Below are 19570 nucleotides of genomic sequence, written 5' to 3' on the forward strand. Positions count from 1 at the left end.
CGGGAGCTCAGCCCTTCGGCACGGTGGCCGCCATGGAGGGCCGGCGCTCGAACTGCGCGTACCAGGCCGCGACCGCCGGACGGCCCTCCCGCCACGCGAGATCGGGAAAGCGCAGGTCCAGGTAGCCGAGCCCGCAGGCCATCGCGACCGTGCCGATATCCAGTGCCGGCATCCCGCCGACCAGGCTCTCGAACCGGTCCAGCGCCGCGCGGATCTTGCCGATCTGGCCGGCCTCCCAGGCGTCCCAGCGCTGGGGCTCGGGGCGGAGCACGCGCTCGTAGCGGGCGAGCAGCGCGGCATCGAGCAGCCCGTCGGCCAGCGCCTGCCGGGTCAGCGCGTCCCAGCGGGCGGCGCCTTCGGGAAACAGGCGCGGCCCGGACGAGAGGCCGTCGAGATACTCGCAGATCACCCGGCTGTCGTAGAGGGCGGTGCCGTCCTCCAGGACCAGGGCGGGAATCTTGCCCAGCGGATTGTGGGCGGCGACCTCCGCGGAGGGCCCGGTCGGCGAGGCCCCGGCGACGGTGACGGCGATCCGGTCGATCAGTCCCGTCTCGTGGGCGAGGACCAGCACCTTGCGGGCATAGGGCGAGGCGGGGGAGTAGAGGAGCTTCATCGGACCGTCCCGGTTGGTCTTAGGCGCCGTGGTCGCGGCGCCGGGACCTTGCACCGATGCCGCGGGGAATCCAGCCCCCGGCGCCCCGCCGGAGGCTCAGACCTTCCGGGTCATCCTGGAGCCGGCATGGACCACCCGGCTCCGGCTCCGGCTCGGGCTCGGGCGTCGCGCCCGCATCCGCGAGCGCCAGACGAGGATGGCGCTCGCCACCCGATCGAGGGCGAGCATGCACAGGCTGCCGACGATGGCCAGCACGCAGGCGGCCCCGATCAGGACGCCCCAGATCCCGGGAGCCGGGATGATCATCAGGCACAGGAGGCCGAAGACGGCCGCGCCAGGAATCCATTTCGCCATCGCGCCGTCCGCCTGAACAAGAAGGGTGTCGCTCGGACGGAACCTGCGCCGAGACCCTTAAAGAGTGCTGGATCAACTGATGTTCAGGCCTGAGATTTTATCTTCAGGCTATTATAATATGTCAGTATAGGTTTATATGCGGTAAACTTGCCGTTGCGTTCGAGCGGAGATTGACCTTCCGAGGCCGGGTCCTAATCCACCAGCGACATGGTGCGCCCGGTGCTGACCAGATGGTAGAAGCGGCCGTCGAACATCTCCATCACCGCCTCGGTGGCGGCGTGCGATTCCGGGCGGATCGGAGAGGCGAGGCAGGCATCCAGCGCCGCCTGGTCGGGGAAGTCCATCTCCAGGATCATGGCGATCGGCCGCGCGTCGGCGTCCTTCGAGACCACGCGCTGGATCCGCACGGCGGTGACGCCCGGGAATCGCCGCCAGAACGGCTCCAGCTCGTCCCGGACCCGGCGGAAGAATTCCTCTTCCCGGGCGTCGCGCACCCTGCCCTCGTAGATCGCGGTCCTGGTCAGCATCGGGGTGTCTCCCGGAGAATCCAGCGTCAACCGGCGGCGGCCGGGATCGCTCCGGCGGAGAGCGTGGGTGGCGGTGACAACGCGCAGCGGCTGTCGGTGAAATCGGCCGCCGGCGGGACGGGCGGGCTTCTCCCCTGCGGCCGATCGGCGTATCCAGGGACAGCCCATCGTGACGATGCGGGAGAGACCGGGATCTTCCCAGCAGAGGGGACCCGGCGCCGACGGAGCAACCGCCCCGGAAACTCTCAGGCACCGGAACCGTGTCGTCAGGGCGATCTGGAGAGAGGTGCAGCGGGGGAACCCGTGGGCACCCGCCGAAGGGGACGTCCGTACTTCGCCGCGCCAGGGCGGGACGGATCAAGCTCTCAGGCACCGGGACAGATGGGGCGCGCAACCGGCCGACCGCTTGAGGCGGCCTCCACGCGTCCACGTCCCGGAGTCCAAGCCCATGACCCACATCGCCGTGATCGGCGCCGGCATCACCGGCGTGACGACCGCCTATGCGCTCGCCCAGCGCGGCTACCGCGTCACCGTCCTCGACCGGCAGCGCTACGCCGCCATGGAGACCTCCTTCGCCAATGGCGGCCAGCTCTCGGCCTGCAACGCCGAGGTCTGGAACAAGCTCTCCACCGTGATGCAGGGCCTGCGCTGGATGATGCGCCGGGACGCGCCGCTGCTGATGAATCCCAAGCCCTCCTGGCACAAGCTGTCCTGGATGGCCGCGTTCGTCCGCGAGATCGCCCATTACCGCGAGAACACCGTGGAGACCGTTCGGCTGGCCCTGAAGGCCCGGGAGGCGCTGTTCGCCATGGCCGAGGCCGAGGGGATCGACTTCGACCTGAAGACCCGCGGCATCCTGCATTTCTACCGGGACCGGGCGAGCTTCGAGAAGGCGACCGGAGTCAACGCCCTGCTGCGGGAGGGCGGCCTCGAGCGCTACGCCGTGACTCCGGAGGAGATCCGGGCGATCGAGCCGACGCTGGCCGGGACCTATCACGGGGGCTTCTTCACCCCCTCCGACGCCACCGGCGACATCCACAAATTCACCCGGGGGCTCGCCTCCGCCTGCGCCCGCAGGGGCGTCCGCTTCGTCCAGGACGCCAGCGTCGAGACGATCGCGCCGGGGGAGGGGGGCTATGACATCGGCTGGCGCGCTGCGGGCCATCCTGCCGGGGACACGCAGGTCCTGCAGGCCGACGCGGTGGTGATCTGTGCGGGCTGCGCCAGCCGGCATTTCGCCGCGATGCTCGGCGACCGGGTCAACGTCTACCCGGTGAAGGGCTACTCGATCACCGTGAACCTGCTGACTCCGGAGGCCCAGAAGGCGGCCCCCGAGGTGAGCATCCTCGACGAGGCGGCCAAGATCGTGACGAGCCGGCTCGGCGACGAGCGCCTGCGGGTCGCCGGCACCGCCGAGTTCAACGGCTTCAACCGCGACATCCGCCACGACCGGATCCAGCCGCTGGTCGACTGGACCCGCGAGCAGTTCCCGCTGGTCGACACCGACCGGGTGGTGGCCTGGAGCGGCCTGCGCCCGATGCTGCCGAACATGCTGCCCAAGGTCGGTCGCGGCCGCCGGCCCGGGGTCTTCTACAACACCGGCCACGGCCATCTCGGCTGGACCCTCTCGGGGGCCACCGCCGAGATCGTCGCCGGGGCGATCGCCGCCGAGCACGCCCCGGAGCGGACGATCCTGCCGCTCGCGGCCTGAGAGGCCCGGGTTTCTAAAGGGCTTGAAGCCCTTTGGCGGGTTGTCGGGGCGGAGCCCTGACGAGGCGGGCCCCGCCCGCCTCGGCCCGGCGTCGTCTCCGCGAGAAGGGAGGCGCGCCGACCAAGATTATTTTGTATTATCTTCCCGAACCGCCCCGGAAACCGAGCCGCGATGCCTCCATCTGCCGCCTATCTCGACCCCGCCACCGGCGCGACCTACCCGATCGAGACGCCCCGCTGGCGCTCGGAGACGGGCGGTCCGCTGATGATCACGGACCTGCCGGGGATCGGACGCGGGGAGATCGACACGGCCAAGCGCTCCCTCTGGCGCTACGCCGCCGCCCTGCCGGTGGCGGTCTCCGACCCGGTCTCCCTCGGGGAGGGCTGCACCCCCCTGGTGCACCGACCCTGGCGGGGCGGCCACGCCCATTTCAAGCTCGAATGGTTCGCGCCCTCGGGCAGCTTCAAGGACCGGGGCGCGTCCGTGATGCTGTCGATCCTGCGCCAGCAGGGGATCGACGCGGTGCTGGAGGATTCCTCCGGCAACGGCGGCGCCGCGGTGGCGACCTACGCGGCCGCCGCCGGGATGCGGGCCAAGATCCTGGTCCCGGCCTCGACCTCGCCGGCCAAGACCGTGCAGATGCGCGCCGCCGGCGCCGCGGTCGAGCTGGTGCCCGGCACCCGCCAGGACACCGCCGACGCCGCCGTGCGGCAGGCGGAGGAGATCTTCTACGCCAGCCACAACTGGCAGGCCCATTTCCTCCAGGGCACCAAGACGCTGGCCTACGAGCTGTGGGAGGATCTGGGCTTCTCCGCGCCCGACGCCGTCATCATCCCCTGCGGCGCGGGCAGCAACATCCTCGGCTGCGACATCGGCTTCTCGGAGCTGCTGCGCCGGGGGGAGATCGCCCGCCTGCCGCGGCTCTACGCGGTCCAGCCGGCCCATTGCGCGCCGCTCCATGCCGGGTTCGCGGCGGGCGCCGACGATTTCGTGCCGGTGACCCCGCGCCCGACGCTGGCCGAGGGCGCCTCGATCGCCCAGCCGGTGCGCGGCCGCGAGGTCTTGGCGGCGCTCCGCCGGTCCGGCGGCGGCACCGTGGCGGTCTCCGAGGCGGCCATCGAGGCGGCCCTGATGGAGCTCGCCCGCACCGGCCTCTACGTCGAGCCGACTTGCGCCATGGCGGCGGCGGCGCTCTCCGACCTCACCGCAAGCGGCGCGATCCGGCCCGGGGAGACCACCGTGGTGGTGCTCACCGGCACGGGCATCAAGGCGACGCCGCGCATCGCCGAGCTTCTGGGCCTCGCCCCGTGACCCAGGCCCGCTGACCAAGACATCCCGACCAAGACACCCCGATCCGGAGGAGACGGACCATGCGCAACAACATTCCCGCCTGCGTCGGCATGCCGGTCGAGGAGATCGACACCCCCTGCCTGATGGTCGATCTCGACGCCTTCGAGCGCAACGTCGACACGCTCGGCCGCTTCATGAAGGAGCACGGCCTGCGCCACCGGGCCCACGCCAAGACGCACAAATCCTCCGACATCGCGACTGTGCAGATCGAGCGGGGCGGGGCCTGCGGCGTCTGCTGCCAGAAGGTCAGCGAGGCCGAGGCGCTGGTGAGCGCCGGCATCCGCGACGTGCTGGTCTCCAACCAGGTGGTGGCGCCGAAGAAGATCGAGCGCTTGGCGGCGCTCGCCAAACGGGCGCGGGTGCTGGTCTGCGTCGACGACCTCGGCAATGTCGACGACCTCTCGGCGGCGTCCGTCCAGTATGGCGTCACCCTCGAATGCCTCGTGGAGATCGATGTCGGCGCCGGCCGCTGCGGCGTCGCCCCGGGCGAGCCCGCCTTGGTGATCGCCAGGGCGATCGCGAAGGCGCCGGGCCTGCGCTTCGCGGGTCTGCAGGCCTATCAGGGCAAGGCGCAGCACGTGCGCGACTACGGCGAGCGCAAGGCCCTGATCCAGACGGCGATCGACGAGACCAGGCGCACCGTCGACCTTCTGAAGGCCGAGGGGCTCGCCTGCGATATCGTCGCGGGGGCCGGCACCGGCAGCTTCGCCCTGGAAGGCGGCAGCGGCGTCTACAACGAGCTGCAATGCGGCTCCTACGTCTTCATGGACGCGGACTACCAGCGGGTGAAGGACGCGGACGGCCGGCCGATCGCGGAATTCGAGAACAGCCTGTTCATCGTCACGGCGATCATGAGCAAGGCGAAGGCGGATGTGGCCATCTGCGATGCCGGCCTGAAGGCGCAGAGCATCGACAGCGGCCTGCCGGTGGTGTTCGGCCGCGACGACGTGGCGTACATCAAGTGCTCGGACGAGCACGGGGTGATCAGCGATCCCGGCAACGTGCTCAAGCTCAACGAGCGCCTGAAGCTGATCCCCGGCCATTGCGACCCGACGGTCAACGTCTACGACTGGTACGTGGGCGTGCGGAACGGCCGGGTCGAGGCCGTCTGGCCGGTCACCGCCCGCGGCATGACCCTGTAGGGGATTCCGAAGGGCTGAAGCCCTTGGGCGGGGTGTCGGGGCGCGCCCCGACGCTCGGGCGTCCCCGACCGCAGGGCGCCGCCCTGCACCCGCGAAAGGGCACGCCCTTTTGAAACCCGGACTCTGGAGGTCTTCGAATCCATGCGCTTCATCTCGGAAGAGGACTCCGCGGCCCTGGTCGACCACGCCATGGCGTTCGAGGCGGCCCGGGAGGCGCTGATCGCCGCGGTCGCCCCGGGCACCACCCTGTTCCCGGCGGTGCTCGGGCACGGCTCGGAGCCGACCAACCGGTTCTCGATCAAGTCGGGCTCGACGGCCGACTATGCCGGCCTGAAGGTCGGCTCGTTCTGGCCGGGCAATCCGGACCGGGGCCTGCCGCGGCACAATTCGGTGATCCTGCTGTTCGACCAAGATGTCGGCCGGGTCGACACGGTGATCGAGGCGGGCCGCGTCAATGCCTACCGGACCGCCGCCGCCGACGCGGTGGCGGCCAGCGTCCTCGCCCGGCCGGATTCGGCGGTGCTCGCCGTTTTCGGGGCGGGGAACCAGGCGGAGTTCGAGTGCGCGGCGCTCGCCCGGATCCTGCCGATCCGGACGGTGCTGGTGGTCGCCCGGGACGCCGCCAAGGTCGCGGGCTTCGCCGAGCGCCTGGCGGGGCAGGGGGCCTCGGGGATCGCCGTGCGGGCGGCCGCGCCCCGGGAGGCCTGCGCGGCCGCCGACGTGATCGTCACGGCGACGCCGGCCCGCGCGCCGCTGTTCGAGGCCGACTGGGTCCGCCCCGGCACGCATGTCGCCGCCATGGGGGCGGACGCGAAGGGCAAGCAGGAACTGCCCCCGGCCCTGCTGGAGCGGGCGCAGCTGTTCTGCGACCTGCCGGAGCAGTCGCGCACCATCGGGGAATTCCAGCACGCCTCCGCGGGGGCTTCCGCCGGCCTGCGGGCCCTCGGCGACGTGCTCCGGACCGGGGAGGGGGGCCGGACCGATCCGGAGGCGATCACCGTGTTCGACTCCTCCGGCATCGCCCTGCAGGACCTGACCATCGCCCGGGCGATCCTCGCCAAAGCCGACGCGCGCTTGTAGGGGAGGCCGGCGCCGGCCCTCCCCCGCCCCGGCGGAGGACGGACGGCATGCAGGACAGGCAGATCCGGGTCATCGGCATCGGCACGGGCGACCCCGAGCACCTGACCCTCCAGGCGGTGCGGGCGCTTGCCGACGTCGACGCGGTGTTCGTCCTCGACAAGCGCGCCGAGACCGCCGACCTCGTCGAGATCCGCCGCCGGATCTGCGCGGCCCATATCGCCAAGCCCCATCGGGTCGTCACCGTGGAGGACCCGCCCCGGGAGCGCCGCCCGGCCGATTACGGCGGCACCGTCGCGGCCTGGCACGCGGCCCGGGCCGAGCGCTTGGAGGCGGCCTTCGCCGCGCATCTCCGGCCGGGGGAGGTGGGGGCGATCCTGGCCTGGGGGGACCCGGCCCTCTACGACAGCGTGCTCCGCATCCTCGACCGCATCGCCGACCGCGGGCGCGTCGCCGTCACCCGGACGGTGATCCCCGGCCTGACGAGCGTGCAGGTGCTCGCCGCCCGTCACGGCGTGCCGCTGAACGGCATCGGCGGGTCGGTGCTGATCACCACGGGCCGCCGCCTCGCGGCGGGCTGGCCGGCGGACGCCGAGAGCGTCGTGGTGATGCTCGACGGCGACCCGGCCTTCGGCCATCTCGACCCGGACCTGACGATCTACTGGGGCGCCTATCTCGGCGGCCCGGACGAGATCCTGCTCTCCGGCCGGCTGGGCGATACGGGCGACGCGATCCGCCGGGTCCGGGCGGAGGCCCGGGACCGCCACGGCTGGATCATGGACATCTACCTGCTGCGCCGTGACCGCGCCGCCACGGACAGGACCGGCAAACCCGCTTAGACCGCCGCCATGCTGCGCCTGCGGGACTATCAGCGCGCCAGCCTCGACGCGCTCTCGGCCGCCTGGGCGCGGGGAGGGGCGGACGACGCGGCGCCCGGCCACCTGATCGTGCTGCCCACCGGGGCCGGCAAGGCGCTGGTCATCGCGGCCCTCGCCCGGGAGACCCTGGAGCAAGACCCCCTCGCCCGGGTGGCGATCGTCACCCACAGCCGCGAACTCGTCGCCCAGAATTTCTCGGAACTGAGCCGCGCCTGGCCGGAGGCGCCGGCCGGGATCTTCTCCGCCGGGCTCGGGCGGCGGGAGGCCGACGCGCAGGTGCTGGTCTGCGGCATCCAGTCGGTGGCCGACCGGCTCGACGCGGTGGGGCCCCGCGACCTCGTGATCGTCGACGAGGCCCACCTGATCCCCCGCGCCGCCGACACCCGCTACGGCCGGTTCCTGGCGGGCCTGCGGGCGATGACCCCCGGGCTGCGGGTGGCGGGCTTCACCGCGACCCCCTACCGGCTCGATTCGGGCCGCCTCGACGCGGGCGAGCACCGGCTGTTCTCCGGCATCGCCTACGAGGCCGACACGTTCACGCTGATCCGGCGCGGCTTCCTGGCGCCCCTCGTCTCCAAGGCGACGCTGACCCAGCTCGACGTCTCCGGCGTCGGCCGGCGGGGAGGCGACTACATCCCGGGCGAGCTGGAGGCGGCGGTCAACCGCGACTGGATCACCCGCGCGGCGGTCGCCGAACTCGCGGAATACGGAGGTTCCCGCCGGGCCTGGCTCGCCTTCTGCGCCGGCCTCGCCCATGCGGACGCCGTCCGCGACGCCGTACGGGCGGAAGGGTATGCCTGCGAGAGCGTCTCGGGCGAGACCCCGCGCCGGGAGCGCGACCGGATCGTGGCGGCGTTCCGGGCCGGACAGATCCGCTGCCTGACCTCGGTGGGCGTGCTCGGCACCGGCTTCAACGTCCCCGAGGTCGATCTGGTGGCGCTGCTGCGCCCGACCCGCAGCACCGGGCTCTACGTGCAGCAGGTCGGCCGGGCGCTGCGCTGCGCCCCCGGCAAGGCCGACGCGCTGATCCTCGATTATGCCGGGCTGGTGCGGATGCACGGTCCCGTGGACGCCGTGACGGTCCGGAGCGCCACCCAGGGCCTGAGCGGGGCAGGGGCCCCGCGCGCCAAGCCCTGCCCCGGCTGCGGCGCCCTGATCGCGCTGAACGCCTCCACCTGCGAGGCCTGCTGGACCGAGCCGGAGGTGGACGCGGACGCCGAGGCCCCGCACGAGGCCGCGGCCGATGACGAGCTGGCGATCCTCTCGGCGGATCCCGGATTGCCGGATCCCGAACCGGCCGGCCCTGCCCCCGCGCCGGAGACCGGCGGGTCCGGGGCCGCCTGGCATCCGGTCACGACCCTGAACCTGGAAGCCGCGCCGGACGGACTCGACCTCGTGCTCGGCTGGCGGGACGGCGCCGCCGAGGCCGGCTGGCGCGTGCGCCTGCGGCCGGAGCGCAGCGGCTACGAGCGGGAGAAGGCGGTGTCCTGGTGGCGGGGTCTCGGCGGCGGGCGCGACGCGCCGATGACCGCCGCGGGCTTCCTGGAGGGCGCCGGGAGCCTGGCGCGGCCGGCCGCCGTCCGTGTCCGACCGGGCCGCGTATCGGAGCAGATCGAGTGTCGCACCCGCGAAGGCCGGATCCTGGGCGAGCGCCGGACGCCCGGTCCCGCCGGCTGACGCCGTCTCCGGATGATCGCTTCGCCGCCATCGGCGCGCCGCAACGGCCCCGACGGGTCCGGAGGCCGTCCGAGGGGCGGGACCGGGGAGGGCGCTCGAACGGCCCTCGCCCGGCGCGCCGTCCCGGCACCGGTCCCGGTCGCGCCGCCGGCGCCGGCCACAGAGCCGGACAGGATCCCGGTTACGAACCGGTCCGCTCGACACGCCGAACCTGAGCGCCAAACCGGGTCGGAAGCCGAGCCAAGCCCCCTCGCCCGAGCGAGGATGACGCTTATGTTCCATAATATATCTTATGCGAACTCTGGATATCACCAGAGCGAGGGCCGGTCTCAGGCGGGCCGTGGAACGAAAAATGTACATTTGAAAAACATTTGGGCAACGGTGCCCGCGGCGGGCGCCGGTTTCTGTCACCGTCCGCGCACCGGCCCCTGCGTTCCGTGCGTCTGCCGACCGCCCTGACGCCTGACCGGTTCGACTTCAGAGCCGCACCGAGGCCGCGCACCGGCCAGCGGGACGGGCCGGGCGATCACCCGGGGAGGGCTGTTCGGGCCCCCTCCCCGCGGCACGATTGTCCGCCGCATCGCCGCGGGCGCCCGCGGTGCCGTGCGGTGCCATGCCGTCGACGGGATCGCCCGAGGTGCGCTGGTCCAAGCAGCCCGATGCCGGCTCCTGTATTCGCGCCCCCGGGCGATGGCCAGCTGCGCCGTGCCGAAAGACGAGGCTGATGCGGATCCCCGCACCGAACGCCAACGGCAGCGATGAGGGAGGCTAGACGCCGCGCTCGCGTCGCTCTTGTTCGTATCGGATTGTTTCAGACCCGTCCGGTGCGACAAAAATGATCTTTCTCACGACTGGAACGGTCCTGCGGATCCATTGTTACTGGGCTTCGTGAATGCCTGATGCGGGCATTTCCACCCCTCTGGAGAATGGAGAGAATCGATGAGGATCGTGACCGGCGTCGCCACCCTGGCCGTGCTGGCGGGTCTCGCTGCCCCCGTTCAGGCCGCATCCGGACGGGCGGTTGAGGCCCTCCGGGCCGGCGCCCTTCCCACCGCGTACGCTCAGTTCCGTGGCGGCTGGCACCATGCCGGTTGGGGAGGCTGGCACCGCGGCGGGTACGGCCGCTGGGGCTACGGCGACCGCCGCGGTCCCGGCGTGGGGGCGGCCGTGGGGGCCGGCCTGCTCGGCTTCACCGCCGGCGCGGTGATCGGCTCGGCGGCGGCCAACGCCGCGGCGCGGCCCGTGGCCGTCTACGGGGCGCCCGCACCCGTCTACGCCGCCCCGGTCGTCGTGCGCGGCTCGGCGTCCTGCGCCGCCCGCTACGCCTCCTACGACCCGGCCTCCGGGACCTACCTGGGCTATGACGGCCTGCGCCATCCCTGCCCGTAGGCTCCTCCCGCTTCTGCCCCGACGGGAGCGGGCCCCGGCCGCCCGGCGCGGCCGGGGCCCGCCGCATCCCTATTGGTCGAGGGCGTTCTCGCGGACGTCCTTGGCCCTGCCCCGCCCCTGCTCGGCCTGTCCACGGAGCTTCTGCGCACGGCCCTCCGCCTTGAGGGCCTCGTCCTCCGTCAGGTTGCCGACCCCGCGCTTCGCGCTTCCAATCGCCTCGTTGGTCAGGCCCTTGAGCCGATCGACCGCACCCGCCGTGGTCGGGGTGTCGTCGGCGCAGGCCGGGCCGGCGAGGGCGAGGACGCTGCCGCCCAGGGTCATCATCGATCTGCTGCGCATCCGGAATCTCCCGTTCTGTGCGAGGGAGCGCGGTTTACGGGCGGGGCGCGCCCGGGCAATGGTGCAGCCGTATCGGATCGGCCGGAATCGAACCGGTATCCCGGGACCGGCTCCCTGCGCGGGCGGCCCGATCGTCTCCGATCCCCGCCCGCATCCAGGGCTCGGCCTCCGCCCCGGCGGCCACGCGCATCGGGCCGGAGGCGGGACCGACGACGCCACCTCGGCACCCTCCTCCGCGCTCTGGGAAGCGAAAGCTGAGCCCGGATCCGGGGGGCCCGGCGGTCTATCGGAACCGCGGCCGCAGCCGTCCGAGGAGATCCTGGCCCGGGAACCGGAACGGCGGCATCCGCAGGTCCGGCGCGGGCTCATCCCCGGGGATCGGCCCCTCGGCGAAGCGCGCGCCGGCGGACCAGAATCCGTCCCGCCACGTGCCGATCATCCCGAGCCCGACGGGCTCCCGCGTCGCGTCGGGCCGCAGCCGACCCGCGGCCCAGACGCGCTGCCAGCACCGCCGCCGCGACAGGTCGGCGTCGCGCCAGCCCAGCCGCGCATAGCCGGCCGCCGCGAAGATGCGGTCCCCGGCAAACTCCTCCGGAATCCACACCCAGCTCGAGAACACGTGGACCGCATCGGCGCGAAAGCCGGCGGGATCCACCGCCCGGGTGTAGGCGCTGAGCGCCCTCGCCCGGTGCCGGCCGACATGCCGGCGCAGGCGGCCCGGCAGCGGCAGCGCCTCCGGGAAGGCGGCGGCGTCGAGGCGGCTCGGCGCCGCGCCGCGCTCCAGCGCGTAGGTGCTGTCCACGAGGTGCATCCAGGGTTCGAGGTCGACCTCCCAGGCCTGCTCCGCCGGCGCGAAGCGGCGGACCCGTCCCGCGATCAGGCGGTCGGCGACGCGCCGGGCCGGCTCGGGAGCCCAGTCCGGCCCGGCCTCGGTCACGCGCAGCAGCGTCGAGGGCCCATGCGCCCAGACCGCCTCGGCCAAGCGGGCGAAGTCGGCCTCGGGCTCGTCGCGGCCGACCTTGCGCACCAGGATCTTCGAGCCGTCGGCGAGGTCGTCCAGCATCTTGCGCTTGAGATGGGCCAGCCGGCCGTATTCCCGCTCCAGCAGCACCTCCGGCGCGATCGAGCCGGCCGGATGTCCGGTATTCGCCCAGATGTTGTAGGCCAGGCTGTGACAATAGTAGGTGCCGCCCGCGCTCACGGAGAGCCGCAGGTCGCCCGGCACGCCGAAATCCGCGAAGCCGCAGCGCAGGCCGCGGATCAGGTCCGCCATCGGCGTGTAGGAGAAGCGCAGCAGGCCGGAGGGCTCGACCCCCCCGTAGCGCTGCACGAAGCCGAACTCGCAATTGTCCCCGAGGCTCCGAAAGGCATGGAGCCGTTCGGCGAGGGGCGCCCCCGTCATCCTGATCCCGGTCACTGCATCCGCTCTGTCTCGCGCTCAATCTCGCGCTCTGTCTCGCCGAGCCCGTCGCCCCCGGTCGCGACGGGGCAGGGCCCTTCTCCCGTCCCCGCCCCGGCCGGGCGCCGCGCTCAGCCGTCCAGCGGCACCTCCAGGCGGAAGCAGGCGCCCTTCCCCCGGGCCGGGATCGTCAGGCTGCCGCCGAGCTGGCGCGTGAGGCTGCCGACCACCCGCATGCCGAGGCTCTTCGAGTTGCGTCCGATCTCGAATTCCGCCGGCAGCCCGATCCCGTCATCGGCGACCTCGACCACGAGGCTCCCGGGCTGGCGCTCGGCGCGGATCCGGATCTCGCCGCCTCCCGGGTGCGACTCGGGCGGATAGGCGTATTTGAGCGCGTTGGTGACGAGTTCGTTGACCAAGAGGCCGATGGGAATCGCCCGGTCGGCCGAGATCCGCTGCGGGCAGGCCGTGCAGGCGAGCCGCTGGCCCGGCACGCCGCTGGCGAGGTTGGCCACCAGCTTCTCCAGGAAGGGCGCGAGGTCGAGTTCGCCCGGGACCCCCTCCCCTTCGCCCGCCGCCTTGTCGCCGTCCTTGTCACCTTGCCGCCAGAGCTGGTCGTGGACGCTCGCGATCGCCTCGACGCGGCTGCGCGCATCCGCCAGGGCCATCTGCACGGCCGGGTCTTCGGCGGCCCGGGCCTGGAGGGCGAGCAGGCTCGCCACGATGGCGAGGCTGTTCTTGACCCGGTGGCTCATCTCGCGGGCGAGCAGGTCCTGCCGGGCGAGGGCGGCCCGCAGCAGGCTCTCGGTGCGCTGGCGCTCGATGGCGCCGCCGAGGAGGTTGGCGAAGCCCTGCATGAAGGCGATGTCGGCCTCCTCGAACATGCCCTCGCGGGTGTCGTCCACCTCCAGCACCCCGAAGGCGCCGTCCCGGTTCTCGATCAGCACGTTGATCGCCCGGCGGATGCCGTGATCGGCCATGAGCTGCGGCGTCCGGAACCGGGTCTCGTCGGCGAGGTGGTTCGAGATCACCGGCCGCCCGGTCTTGAGGGCGAAGCCCGCCGGGGAGGCGAGGTCCGCCCCGATCCGGGCCTGCCCGATCACGTCGGGCCCCCAGCCGACACCGGCCCGGACCAGCAGGGTGTCGGCGCCGCGCTGGTACTCCAGGGCCTTGCAGAACTCGGCGCCCATGCCCTGCGCGCACAGCTCCGCAGCCCGCTGCAGCAGGTGGTCGACATCGGTGCCGCGCAAAGCCTCGACGCCGAACTCGGACAGGATCGCCTGCTGGCGCAGGCGATAGTCGAGATCGGGGGGCGCGGGGGGGCGGGCCGCCTCGGGGCTGGGTTCCACTTCGGTCTGGTCGGTATGCGCTGTCATGGGAGCTGTGAGACTAGCAGGAAGGCGGGCCCGGCGCGAAGCGTCGCCGCTCGGACGGGCGCACCCGTCGTCGCACCCCGGCCGGGGTCCGGAGCCCCCGGCCCCGTCCGGCGTTCGCCCATCGGATACGACGCGCGGAGCGCAGGAGGCGCCAGGCATGGCCGACGACGTGAACGGACTCTCCGACAAGGCCCTCTCGATCTTCGCCTTCGCGGCCTATCACCGCCTCGTCAGCGGCGAAAAGGTCACCGCGGTGATCCGCCGGGACGGCGCCGGCCACGAGGCCGATCCGGAGGGGGTCAAGGAGTTGGAGGGTCGCGGCCTCGTCACCGCCGGCGAGACCGACATCGACCTCGGCGAGACCGCGCAGGCGGCGGTCGAGACGATGGTCGCGGCCCTGCGCCGGGAGGTCGGCCGGTGAGCCGGGAACGGGTCGATCCGCCTGCGGCATTCCGGCCGTGGAAACCCGGGAACGCCCCTGCCCCGGGGCGCCTTTCCCCGCATCCACGATGGAGACGCACATGACCGCCAAGGCGAAGGTGAAGACCGGGGACGATGTCACCTACAAGTGGGGCCAGGGCACCGTCTCGGGCGAGGTGACCAAGGTCCACACCCAGGATGTCAAGAAGACCATCAAGGGCAACACGGTCAAGCGCGAGGCCTCGAAGGCGGAGCCGGCCCTGGAGATCAAGACCGCCAAGGGCAAGACGGTGCTGAAATCCGTCTCGGAGGTTAAGGTCAAGTCTGCATAAGCGCCCAACCTGTGCGTGCCGTGATCTTGCGCACATCGCTTTCTGCTTAAGGTCTCGCCGGGAGCGGGGCGGCGGCTATCTGTAACGGTTCCAGCCTTCGAAGCCGGGACCGCCGCATGACCATTCCCCTCAGGCTCACCCTGAACGGACAGCCGCGCGAGATCGCCCTCGACGATCCGCGCGTCACCCTCCTCGATCTCCTGCGCGAGCGCCTCGGCCTGACGGGCGCCAAGAAGGGCTGCGACCGCGGCCAGTGCGGCGCCTGCACGGTGCTGGTGGACGGGCGACGCATCAACAGCTGCCTGACCCTCGCCGCGAGCCTCGACGGGGCCGAGGTGCTGACCATCGAGGGGCTCGCCGAGGGCGACCGGCTGCACCCCGTCCAGGCGGCCTTCATCGCCCATGACGGCTTCCAGTGCGGCTTCTGCACCCCCGGCCAGATCATGAGCGCGGTCGGCCTGATCCGCGAGGGCCACGCCGGTACCGATCCGGAGCGCATCCGCGAGGGCATGAGCGGCAATCTCTGCCGCTGCGGCGCCTACGCGGGCATCCTGGAGGCCGTAAAGGATGCGGCCGGCCAAGCGGAGCACCGGGAGGACGCGGCGTGAGGACCTTCGACTACATCCGCCCGGCGAGCGTGCCGGAGGCCGTGGCGGCCGGGCAGGTTCCGGGCACCGCCTTCCTCGCCGCCGGCACCAACCTCGTCGACCTGATGAAGGGCGGCGTCGCCACCCCGGAGCGGGTCGTCGACATCACCCGGCTCCCCGGCCTGTCGTCGATCGAGCGGCTGCCGGACGGCGCCACCCGAATCGGCACGCTGGTGCGCAACAGCGACCTCGCCCACGACGCGATGTTCGAAAAAACCTACCCGATGGTGGCCGAGGCCCTGCTGGCCGGCGCCTCGGCGCAATTGCGCAACGCCGCCACGGTCGGCGGCAACCTGATGCAGCGCACCCGTTGCCCCTTCTTCACCGACGCGGTCTCGCCCTGCAACAAGCGCGCGCCCGGCTCCGGCTGCGCGGCCCTGGGGCACGCCACCCGCATCCACGCCGTCCAGGGCTGGAGCGAGCACTGCATCGCCACCCACCCGTCCGATTTCTGCGTGCCGCTCGCCGCCCTCGACGCGGTGGTGGAGATCGCCGGGCCGGACGGCGCCCGGGAGGTACCGCTCACCGCGTTCCACCACCTCCCCGGCGACCATCCGGAGCGGGAGACCGACCTGCAGCCGGGCGAGCTGATCACAGGCCTGCGCCTGCCCCCCGAGGCGGCGTCCTTCCGGAGCCATGCCCGCTATCTCAAGGTCCGCGACCGCACATCCTACGCCTTCGCGGTGGTCTCGGCGGCGGCCGCCCTCACCCTGGAGGCCGGCGGCCGGATCGGGCAGGCCCGGCTCGCCCTGGGCGGGCTGGCGCTGAAGCCCTGGCGGGTGGCGGAGGCCGAGGCGGCGCTCGCCGGACAGGCACCCTCCCCCGAGGCCTTCGCGAAGGCCGCCGCCGCGGCGCTGGCCGGCGCCAAGCCCACCGGCGAGGCCAACGCCTTCAAGATCGAACTCGCCCGCCGGGTGGCGATCCGCGCGCTGACCCAGGCCGCCGCCGGGACGCCCGCCCGGATCCCGGCGCTCCCCGCCTCCCCGTTCGGCATCGTCTGAGGAGACCCGCATGACCGCGACCTCCACGCCCGCCTCGAACCGCCCCGCCGGCGCGATCCGGCACGGCTCCAGCATCGGCCAGCCGCTGACCCGGCGCGACGGCCCCCTCAAGGTGACGGGCCAGGCCCGCTTCTCCGCCGACAACCTGCCCCCCGGGACCCTCCACGCGGCGCTCTGCGTCGCCCGGATCGCCCGCGGTCGCGTCACCGGCCTCGACGTGGCCGCCGCCGAGGCCCATCCCGGCGTCGTGGCGGTGATGCGGCCGGGGCACGCCCCGGCGCTCGCCAAGGATCCGGATGCTAAGGACGGGCCGTTCACCTTCCGCCTCGACCTCCTGCAGAACGACCGGGTCCGCTACGCCAACCAGCCCATCGCCGTGGTGATCGCCGAGACCCTGGAGGCGGCCACCGAAGGGGCCCGGCTGCTCGCCCCGACCTACGCGGCCGAGACCCCGCGGATCGGGCTCGATTCCGGCGAGGCCTTCACGCCGGATTCGGTCGGCGTCGGCGCGCCGCCGGTGGAGACCGACGGCGACGTCGAGGCCGGGCTCGCGGCCGCGTCGAAGACGATCGCCGCCACCTACGAGACGCCGGCCCAGTACCACAATGCCATGGAGCCCCACGCGGCGGTGGCCAGCTGGGACGGGGACCGGCTGACGCTCCTGATGCCGACCCAGGCGCTCGCCATGTCGCAGGCCCGGCTCGCCGGCCTGTTCGGCATCCGCCCCGAGGACATCCACATCGACAGCCCCTATCTCGGCGGCGGTTTCGGCTCGAAGGGCGTGCCGGCCGGGCCGCAGGTGCTCGCCTGCATGGCGGCCAAGCTCGTGGGCAGGCCGGTGAAGCTCGTGCCGACCCGGACCCAGATGTACGGTCCCATGGGCCATCGCGGGCCGACCCGGCAGACGATCCGGCTCGGCGCCGACGCCGCCGGCAAGCTCACGGCGCTGGACCACCACATCCGCACCGCCTCGTCGAGCTTCGACGATTTCTTCGAGCCGGCGGGCCGGGCGACCAGCACCCTCTACGCGAGCCCCGCCATCGCCATCCGGCACGAGGCGGTGCGCCTCGACACCGGCACGCCGCTGTTCATGCGCGCCCCCGGCGAGGCCACCGGCAGCGTCGCCCTGGAGAGCGCGCTGGACGAGATGGCGTTCGCGCTCGGCATGGACCCGCTGGAGTTCCGGCTCGCCAACTACGCCGAGGTCGAGCCGATCACCGGCAAGCCGTTCTCCTCGAAGGCCCTGCGGGACTGCTACCGGCGGGGCGCCGAGGCCTTCGGCTGGGCCGGGCGGCCGCTCCAGCCCCGCCAGACCCGCGACAGGGACGGGTTCCTGGTCGGCACCGGCATGGGCACCGCCACCTTCCCGGCGCTGATCTTCGAGGGGATGGCCCGGGCCGAGATCCGCGCCGACGGCACCGGCACGGTGGAGCTCGGGGCGATCGACATGGGCCAGGGATCCTGGACGGCGCTCGCCCAGATCGCCGCCGACGGGCTCGGGATCGGGATGGACGCCCTCACCTTCAGGATGGGCTCCTCGGACCTGCCGAATGCCGGGATCGCGGGGGGCTCCGGCCACACCGCCACCGCCGGCGGCGCGATCCACGCGGCCGCCGCCGACGTGATCCGGCAGCTCGCGGAGCTGGCCACCAACGACCCCGCCTCCCCGCTCTACGGCGCCGGCAATGCCGGCGTCACCGCGGCGGACGGGCGGCTCACCCGGCGCGACGATCCGGGCCGGGGCGAGTCCGTCACGGACATCCTCAAGCGGGCCGGCCGCGCCAGCATCGAGGGCCAGGGCAAGGCCGGGGCCGATCCGGCCGCGCAGGCGTCCTACGCCATGCACGCCCACGGCGCGGTCTTCGCCGAGGTGAAGGTCGATCCCGATCTCGGCCAGATCCGGGTAAGCCGCCTCACCGGTGCCTTCGCGGCGGGCCGGGTGATCAACCCGCGCCTCGTCCAGAGCCAGTATTACGGCGGGATGATCTGGGGCCTGTCCTTCGCCCTGCACGAGCGGGCCGAGATGGATCCGCGCACCGGCCGCTTCCTCAACGACAATCTCGCCGAGTACCACGTGCCGGTGAACGCCGACGTGCCCGCCATGGAGGCGATCCTGGTCCACGAGGACGATGCGGTGGTGAACGCGCTCGGCGTGAAGGGCGTCGGCGAGATCGGCATCACCGGCACGGTGGGGGCCATCGCCAACGCGGTCTGGCACGCCACCGGCGTTCGGGTGCGCGAGATGCCGATCACCCTGGACAAGCTGCTGGGCTGACCGAACGGCCTGACCGAAGGCCGATCCCGTCCCGGGTGCGTCGCAGCGCCCGGGATTTTTGAGTATGGGCATACCCACCGGCGGCCGGCGGTCGCCGCAGCAGCACGGAGACCGGTATGCCTCTCACCAGCGACATTCGCGGCGTCGTGCCGATCGCCCCGACGCCGTTCCATCCGGATGGCCGGATCGACGAGGTCTCCCTCGACCGGATGACCGATTTCTTCGGGGCTGCGGCCGTCGACGGCCTGACGATCCTCGGCCAGCTCGGTGAGGCCGGCAAGCTCGACCACGCGGAGGGCCTCGCGGTGGCCAAGCGCGTCCTCGGGCGCACCCGGCTGCCGGTCATCGTCGGCGTCACGGCGCCGGGCTTCGCGGCCATGCGGGCCCTCGCCCGGGAGGTGATGGAGCTGGGCGCCGCCGGCGTGATGATCGCGCCGCCCAACACGCTGCGCACCGACGATCAGGTGGTCGGCTATTACCGCACCGCCGCCGAGGCGATCGGGCCGGACGTGCCCTTCGTGCTGCAGGATTACCCCCTCACCTTCTCGGTCCAGATGACCCCAGGGGTGATCCGCCGGATCGTGTCGGAGAACCCCTCCTGCGTGATGCTCAAGCACGAGGACTGGCCCGGCCTGGAGAAGATCTCGGCGTTGCGCGGCTTCGAGCGCGACGGCTCCATGCGCCACATCTCCATCCTCGTGGGGAATGGCGGCCTGTTCCTCGATTTCGAGACCGAGCGCGGCGCCGACGGGGCCAATACCGGCTACGCCTTCCCGGAGATGCTGGTCGACGTGGTCCGCCTCGGCCGGGCCGGCGAGCGCGACGCCGCCCACGACCTGTTCGACGCCCACCTCCCCTATCTGCGCTACGAGCAGCAGCAGGGCCCGCTGGGGCTCGCGGTGCGGAAATACGTGTTCATGCGCCGGGGAATTTTTTCATCCGACGCCCAGCGCAAGCCGTCGCAGGCGCTCACCGCGCAGGCGAAGGCCGAGGTCGAGTACCTGCTGGCCCGCCTTGCCCGCATCGACGCGCGGGCGCGGCTCGCGGGCTAGAACGCCCCCTG

Annotated in this window: 19 protein-coding genes and 2 riboswitches; of the genes, 13 read left to right on the top strand and 6 right to left on the bottom strand. The window is 72.7% G+C overall.

Features of this window, described 5'->3' with window-relative positions:
* Positions 1-7: 7 nt before the first annotated feature.
* From PQI07_RS23950 to PQI07_RS23960, 3 genes are all read right to left on the bottom strand, one after another.
* Positions 8-613, bottom strand: a complete 606-nt coding sequence (locus PQI07_RS23950; protein WP_043345385.1) for a glutathione S-transferase — start codon at positions 611-613, stop codon at positions 8-10.
* A gap of 96 nt (positions 614-709) precedes the next feature.
* Positions 710-967 (bottom strand): hypothetical protein, encoded by a 258-nt coding sequence (locus tag PQI07_RS23955; RefSeq protein WP_043345387.1) that lies wholly within the window; start codon positions 965-967, stop codon positions 710-712.
* A 191-nt stretch (positions 968-1158) separates the two neighbouring features.
* On the bottom strand, positions 1159-1494 hold the full coding sequence (locus PQI07_RS23960; RefSeq protein ID WP_043345389.1) for a hypothetical protein: 336 nt from the start codon (positions 1492-1494) through the stop codon (positions 1159-1161).
* Positions 1495-1662: 168 nt separating this feature from the next.
* Positions 1663-1765, top strand: a riboswitch (glycine riboswitch).
* Positions 1766-1768: 3 nt separating this feature from the next.
* Positions 1769-1877: riboswitch (glycine riboswitch) on the top strand.
* A gap of 65 nt (positions 1878-1942) precedes the next feature.
* On the opposite strand from PQI07_RS23960, the gene PQI07_RS23965 reads away from it, so the two are divergent.
* The 7 genes from PQI07_RS23965 to PQI07_RS23995 all read left to right on the top strand — a co-directional run bounded on the left by PQI07_RS23965 (position 1943) and on the right by PQI07_RS23995 (position 10718).
* Positions 1943-3205, top strand: coding sequence for a D-amino acid dehydrogenase (locus tag PQI07_RS23965; RefSeq protein ID WP_043385940.1), 1263 nt, complete (start codon positions 1943-1945; stop codon positions 3203-3205).
* A gap of 171 nt (positions 3206-3376) precedes the next feature.
* On the top strand, positions 3377-4516 hold the full coding sequence (locus PQI07_RS23970; RefSeq protein ID WP_043385943.1) for a threonine synthase: 1140 nt from the start codon (positions 3377-3379) through the stop codon (positions 4514-4516).
* A gap of 59 nt (positions 4517-4575) precedes the next feature.
* Positions 4576-5697: a DSD1 family PLP-dependent enzyme gene (locus PQI07_RS23975; protein WP_043385946.1), complete on the top strand. Its 1122-nt coding sequence runs from the start codon at positions 4576-4578 to the stop codon at positions 5695-5697.
* 141 nt (positions 5698-5838) lie between these two features.
* Positions 5839-6777 (top strand): ornithine cyclodeaminase family protein, encoded by a 939-nt coding sequence (locus PQI07_RS23980; protein WP_043385948.1) that lies wholly within the window; start codon positions 5839-5841, stop codon positions 6775-6777.
* A gap of 47 nt (positions 6778-6824) precedes the next feature.
* Positions 6825-7613 carry a precorrin-6A synthase (deacetylating) gene (gene cobF, locus PQI07_RS23985; RefSeq protein ID WP_043345401.1) on the top strand — a complete coding sequence of 263 codons (789 nt, stop codon included), beginning with the start codon at positions 6825-6827 and terminating at the stop codon, positions 7611-7613.
* A gap of 9 nt (positions 7614-7622) precedes the next feature.
* Positions 7623-9329, top strand: a complete 1707-nt coding sequence (locus PQI07_RS23990; protein WP_075380027.1) for a DEAD/DEAH box helicase — start codon at positions 7623-7625, stop codon at positions 9327-9329.
* A 939-nt stretch (positions 9330-10268) separates the two neighbouring features.
* Positions 10269-10718: a BA14K family protein gene (locus PQI07_RS23995; protein WP_043345404.1), complete on the top strand. Its 450-nt coding sequence runs from the start codon at positions 10269-10271 to the stop codon at positions 10716-10718.
* A gap of 69 nt (positions 10719-10787) precedes the next feature.
* On the opposite strand, the gene PQI07_RS24000 is transcribed toward PQI07_RS23995, so the two are convergent.
* The 3 genes from PQI07_RS24000 to PQI07_RS24010 all read right to left on the bottom strand — a co-directional run bounded on the left by PQI07_RS24000 (position 10788) and on the right by PQI07_RS24010 (position 13832).
* Positions 10788-11057, bottom strand: coding sequence for a CsbD family protein (locus PQI07_RS24000; RefSeq protein WP_244538962.1), 270 nt, complete (start codon positions 11055-11057; stop codon positions 10788-10790).
* Between the two features lie 283 nt (positions 11058-11340).
* Positions 11341-12474, bottom strand: coding sequence for a hypothetical protein (locus tag PQI07_RS24005; protein ID WP_043345407.1), 1134 nt, complete (start codon positions 12472-12474; stop codon positions 11341-11343).
* Between the two features lie 113 nt (positions 12475-12587).
* Positions 12588-13832 carry a sensor histidine kinase gene (locus PQI07_RS24010; protein WP_043756691.1) on the bottom strand — a complete coding sequence of 415 codons (1245 nt, stop codon included), beginning with the start codon at positions 13830-13832 and terminating at the stop codon, positions 12588-12590.
* A gap of 157 nt (positions 13833-13989) precedes the next feature.
* Between PQI07_RS24010 and PQI07_RS24015 the strand changes: the two genes are divergently transcribed.
* The 6 genes from PQI07_RS24015 (at position 13990) to PQI07_RS24040 (ending at position 19559) form a co-directional block, all read left to right on the top strand.
* Positions 13990-14253: a hypothetical protein gene (locus PQI07_RS24015; protein ID WP_043385959.1), complete on the top strand. Its 264-nt coding sequence runs from the start codon at positions 13990-13992 to the stop codon at positions 14251-14253.
* Positions 14254-14353: 100 nt separating this feature from the next.
* On the top strand, positions 14354-14584 hold the full coding sequence (locus tag PQI07_RS24020; RefSeq protein ID WP_043385962.1) for a hypervirulence associated TUDOR domain-containing protein: 231 nt from the start codon (positions 14354-14356) through the stop codon (positions 14582-14584).
* Between the two features lie 116 nt (positions 14585-14700).
* Positions 14701-15192 carry a (2Fe-2S)-binding protein gene (locus PQI07_RS24025; protein ID WP_043345413.1) on the top strand — a complete coding sequence of 164 codons (492 nt, stop codon included), beginning with the start codon at positions 14701-14703 and terminating at the stop codon, positions 15190-15192.
* Positions 15189-16232, top strand: a complete 1044-nt coding sequence (locus tag PQI07_RS24030) for an FAD binding domain-containing protein (RefSeq protein WP_274927557.1) — start codon at positions 15189-15191, stop codon at positions 16230-16232. The genes PQI07_RS24025 and PQI07_RS24030 overlap by 4 nt, the downstream gene beginning before the upstream one ends.
* A 10-nt stretch (positions 16233-16242) precedes the next feature.
* Entirely contained in the window at positions 16243-18507 is a 2265-nt protein-coding gene (locus PQI07_RS24035) for a xanthine dehydrogenase family protein molybdopterin-binding subunit (RefSeq protein WP_051044588.1), read from the top strand.
* 116 nt (positions 18508-18623) lie between these two features.
* Complete coding sequence (locus PQI07_RS24040) at positions 18624-19559, top strand: dihydrodipicolinate synthase family protein (protein WP_043385968.1); 936 nt, start codon at positions 18624-18626, stop codon at positions 19557-19559.
* Positions 19560-19570: the final 11 nt, after the last annotated feature.

Origin of the sequence: Methylobacterium sp. 092160098-2, from assembly GCF_028920805.1 — a bacterium.
In the GTDB taxonomy this organism is placed as follows: domain Bacteria; phylum Pseudomonadota; class Alphaproteobacteria; order Rhizobiales; family Beijerinckiaceae; genus Methylobacterium; species Methylobacterium fujisawaense.

Excerpts from the sequence above, each read along its gene's own strand:
- PQI07_RS23950 (WP_043345385.1), bottom strand. The coding sequence starts at position 613 with ATGAAGCTCCTCTACTCCCCCGCCTCGCCCTATGCCCGCAAGGTGCTG.
- PQI07_RS23955 (WP_043345387.1), bottom strand. The coding sequence starts at position 967 with ATGGCGAAATGGATTCCTGGCGCGGCCGTCTTCGGCCTCCTGTGCCTG.
- PQI07_RS23960 (WP_043345389.1), bottom strand. The coding sequence starts at position 1,494 with ATGCTGACCAGGACCGCGATCTACGAGGGCAGGGTGCGCGACGCCCGG.
- PQI07_RS23965 (WP_043385940.1), top strand. The coding sequence starts at position 1,943 with ATGACCCACATCGCCGTGATCGGCGCCGGCATCACCGGCGTGACGACC.
- PQI07_RS23970 (WP_043385943.1), top strand. The coding sequence starts at position 3,377 with ATGCCTCCATCTGCCGCCTATCTCGACCCCGCCACCGGCGCGACCTAC.
- PQI07_RS23975 (WP_043385946.1), top strand. The coding sequence starts at position 4,576 with ATGCGCAACAACATTCCCGCCTGCGTCGGCATGCCGGTCGAGGAGATC.
- PQI07_RS23980 (WP_043385948.1), top strand. The coding sequence starts at position 5,839 with ATGCGCTTCATCTCGGAAGAGGACTCCGCGGCCCTGGTCGACCACGCC.
- cobF (WP_043345401.1), top strand. The coding sequence starts at position 6,825 with ATGCAGGACAGGCAGATCCGGGTCATCGGCATCGGCACGGGCGACCCC.
- PQI07_RS23990 (WP_075380027.1), top strand. The coding sequence starts at position 7,623 with ATGCTGCGCCTGCGGGACTATCAGCGCGCCAGCCTCGACGCGCTCTCG.
- PQI07_RS23995 (WP_043345404.1), top strand. The coding sequence starts at position 10,269 with ATGAGGATCGTGACCGGCGTCGCCACCCTGGCCGTGCTGGCGGGTCTC.
- PQI07_RS24000 (WP_244538962.1), bottom strand. The coding sequence starts at position 11,057 with ATGCGCAGCAGATCGATGATGACCCTGGGCGGCAGCGTCCTCGCCCTC.
- PQI07_RS24010 (WP_043756691.1), bottom strand. The coding sequence starts at position 13,832 with ATGACAGCGCATACCGACCAGACCGAAGTGGAACCCAGCCCCGAGGCG.
- PQI07_RS24015 (WP_043385959.1), top strand. The coding sequence starts at position 13,990 with ATGGCCGACGACGTGAACGGACTCTCCGACAAGGCCCTCTCGATCTTC.
- PQI07_RS24020 (WP_043385962.1), top strand. The coding sequence starts at position 14,354 with ATGACCGCCAAGGCGAAGGTGAAGACCGGGGACGATGTCACCTACAAG.
- PQI07_RS24025 (WP_043345413.1), top strand. The coding sequence starts at position 14,701 with ATGACCATTCCCCTCAGGCTCACCCTGAACGGACAGCCGCGCGAGATC.
- PQI07_RS24035 (WP_051044588.1), top strand. The coding sequence starts at position 16,243 with ATGACCGCGACCTCCACGCCCGCCTCGAACCGCCCCGCCGGCGCGATC.
- PQI07_RS24040 (WP_043385968.1), top strand. The coding sequence starts at position 18,624 with ATGCCTCTCACCAGCGACATTCGCGGCGTCGTGCCGATCGCCCCGACG.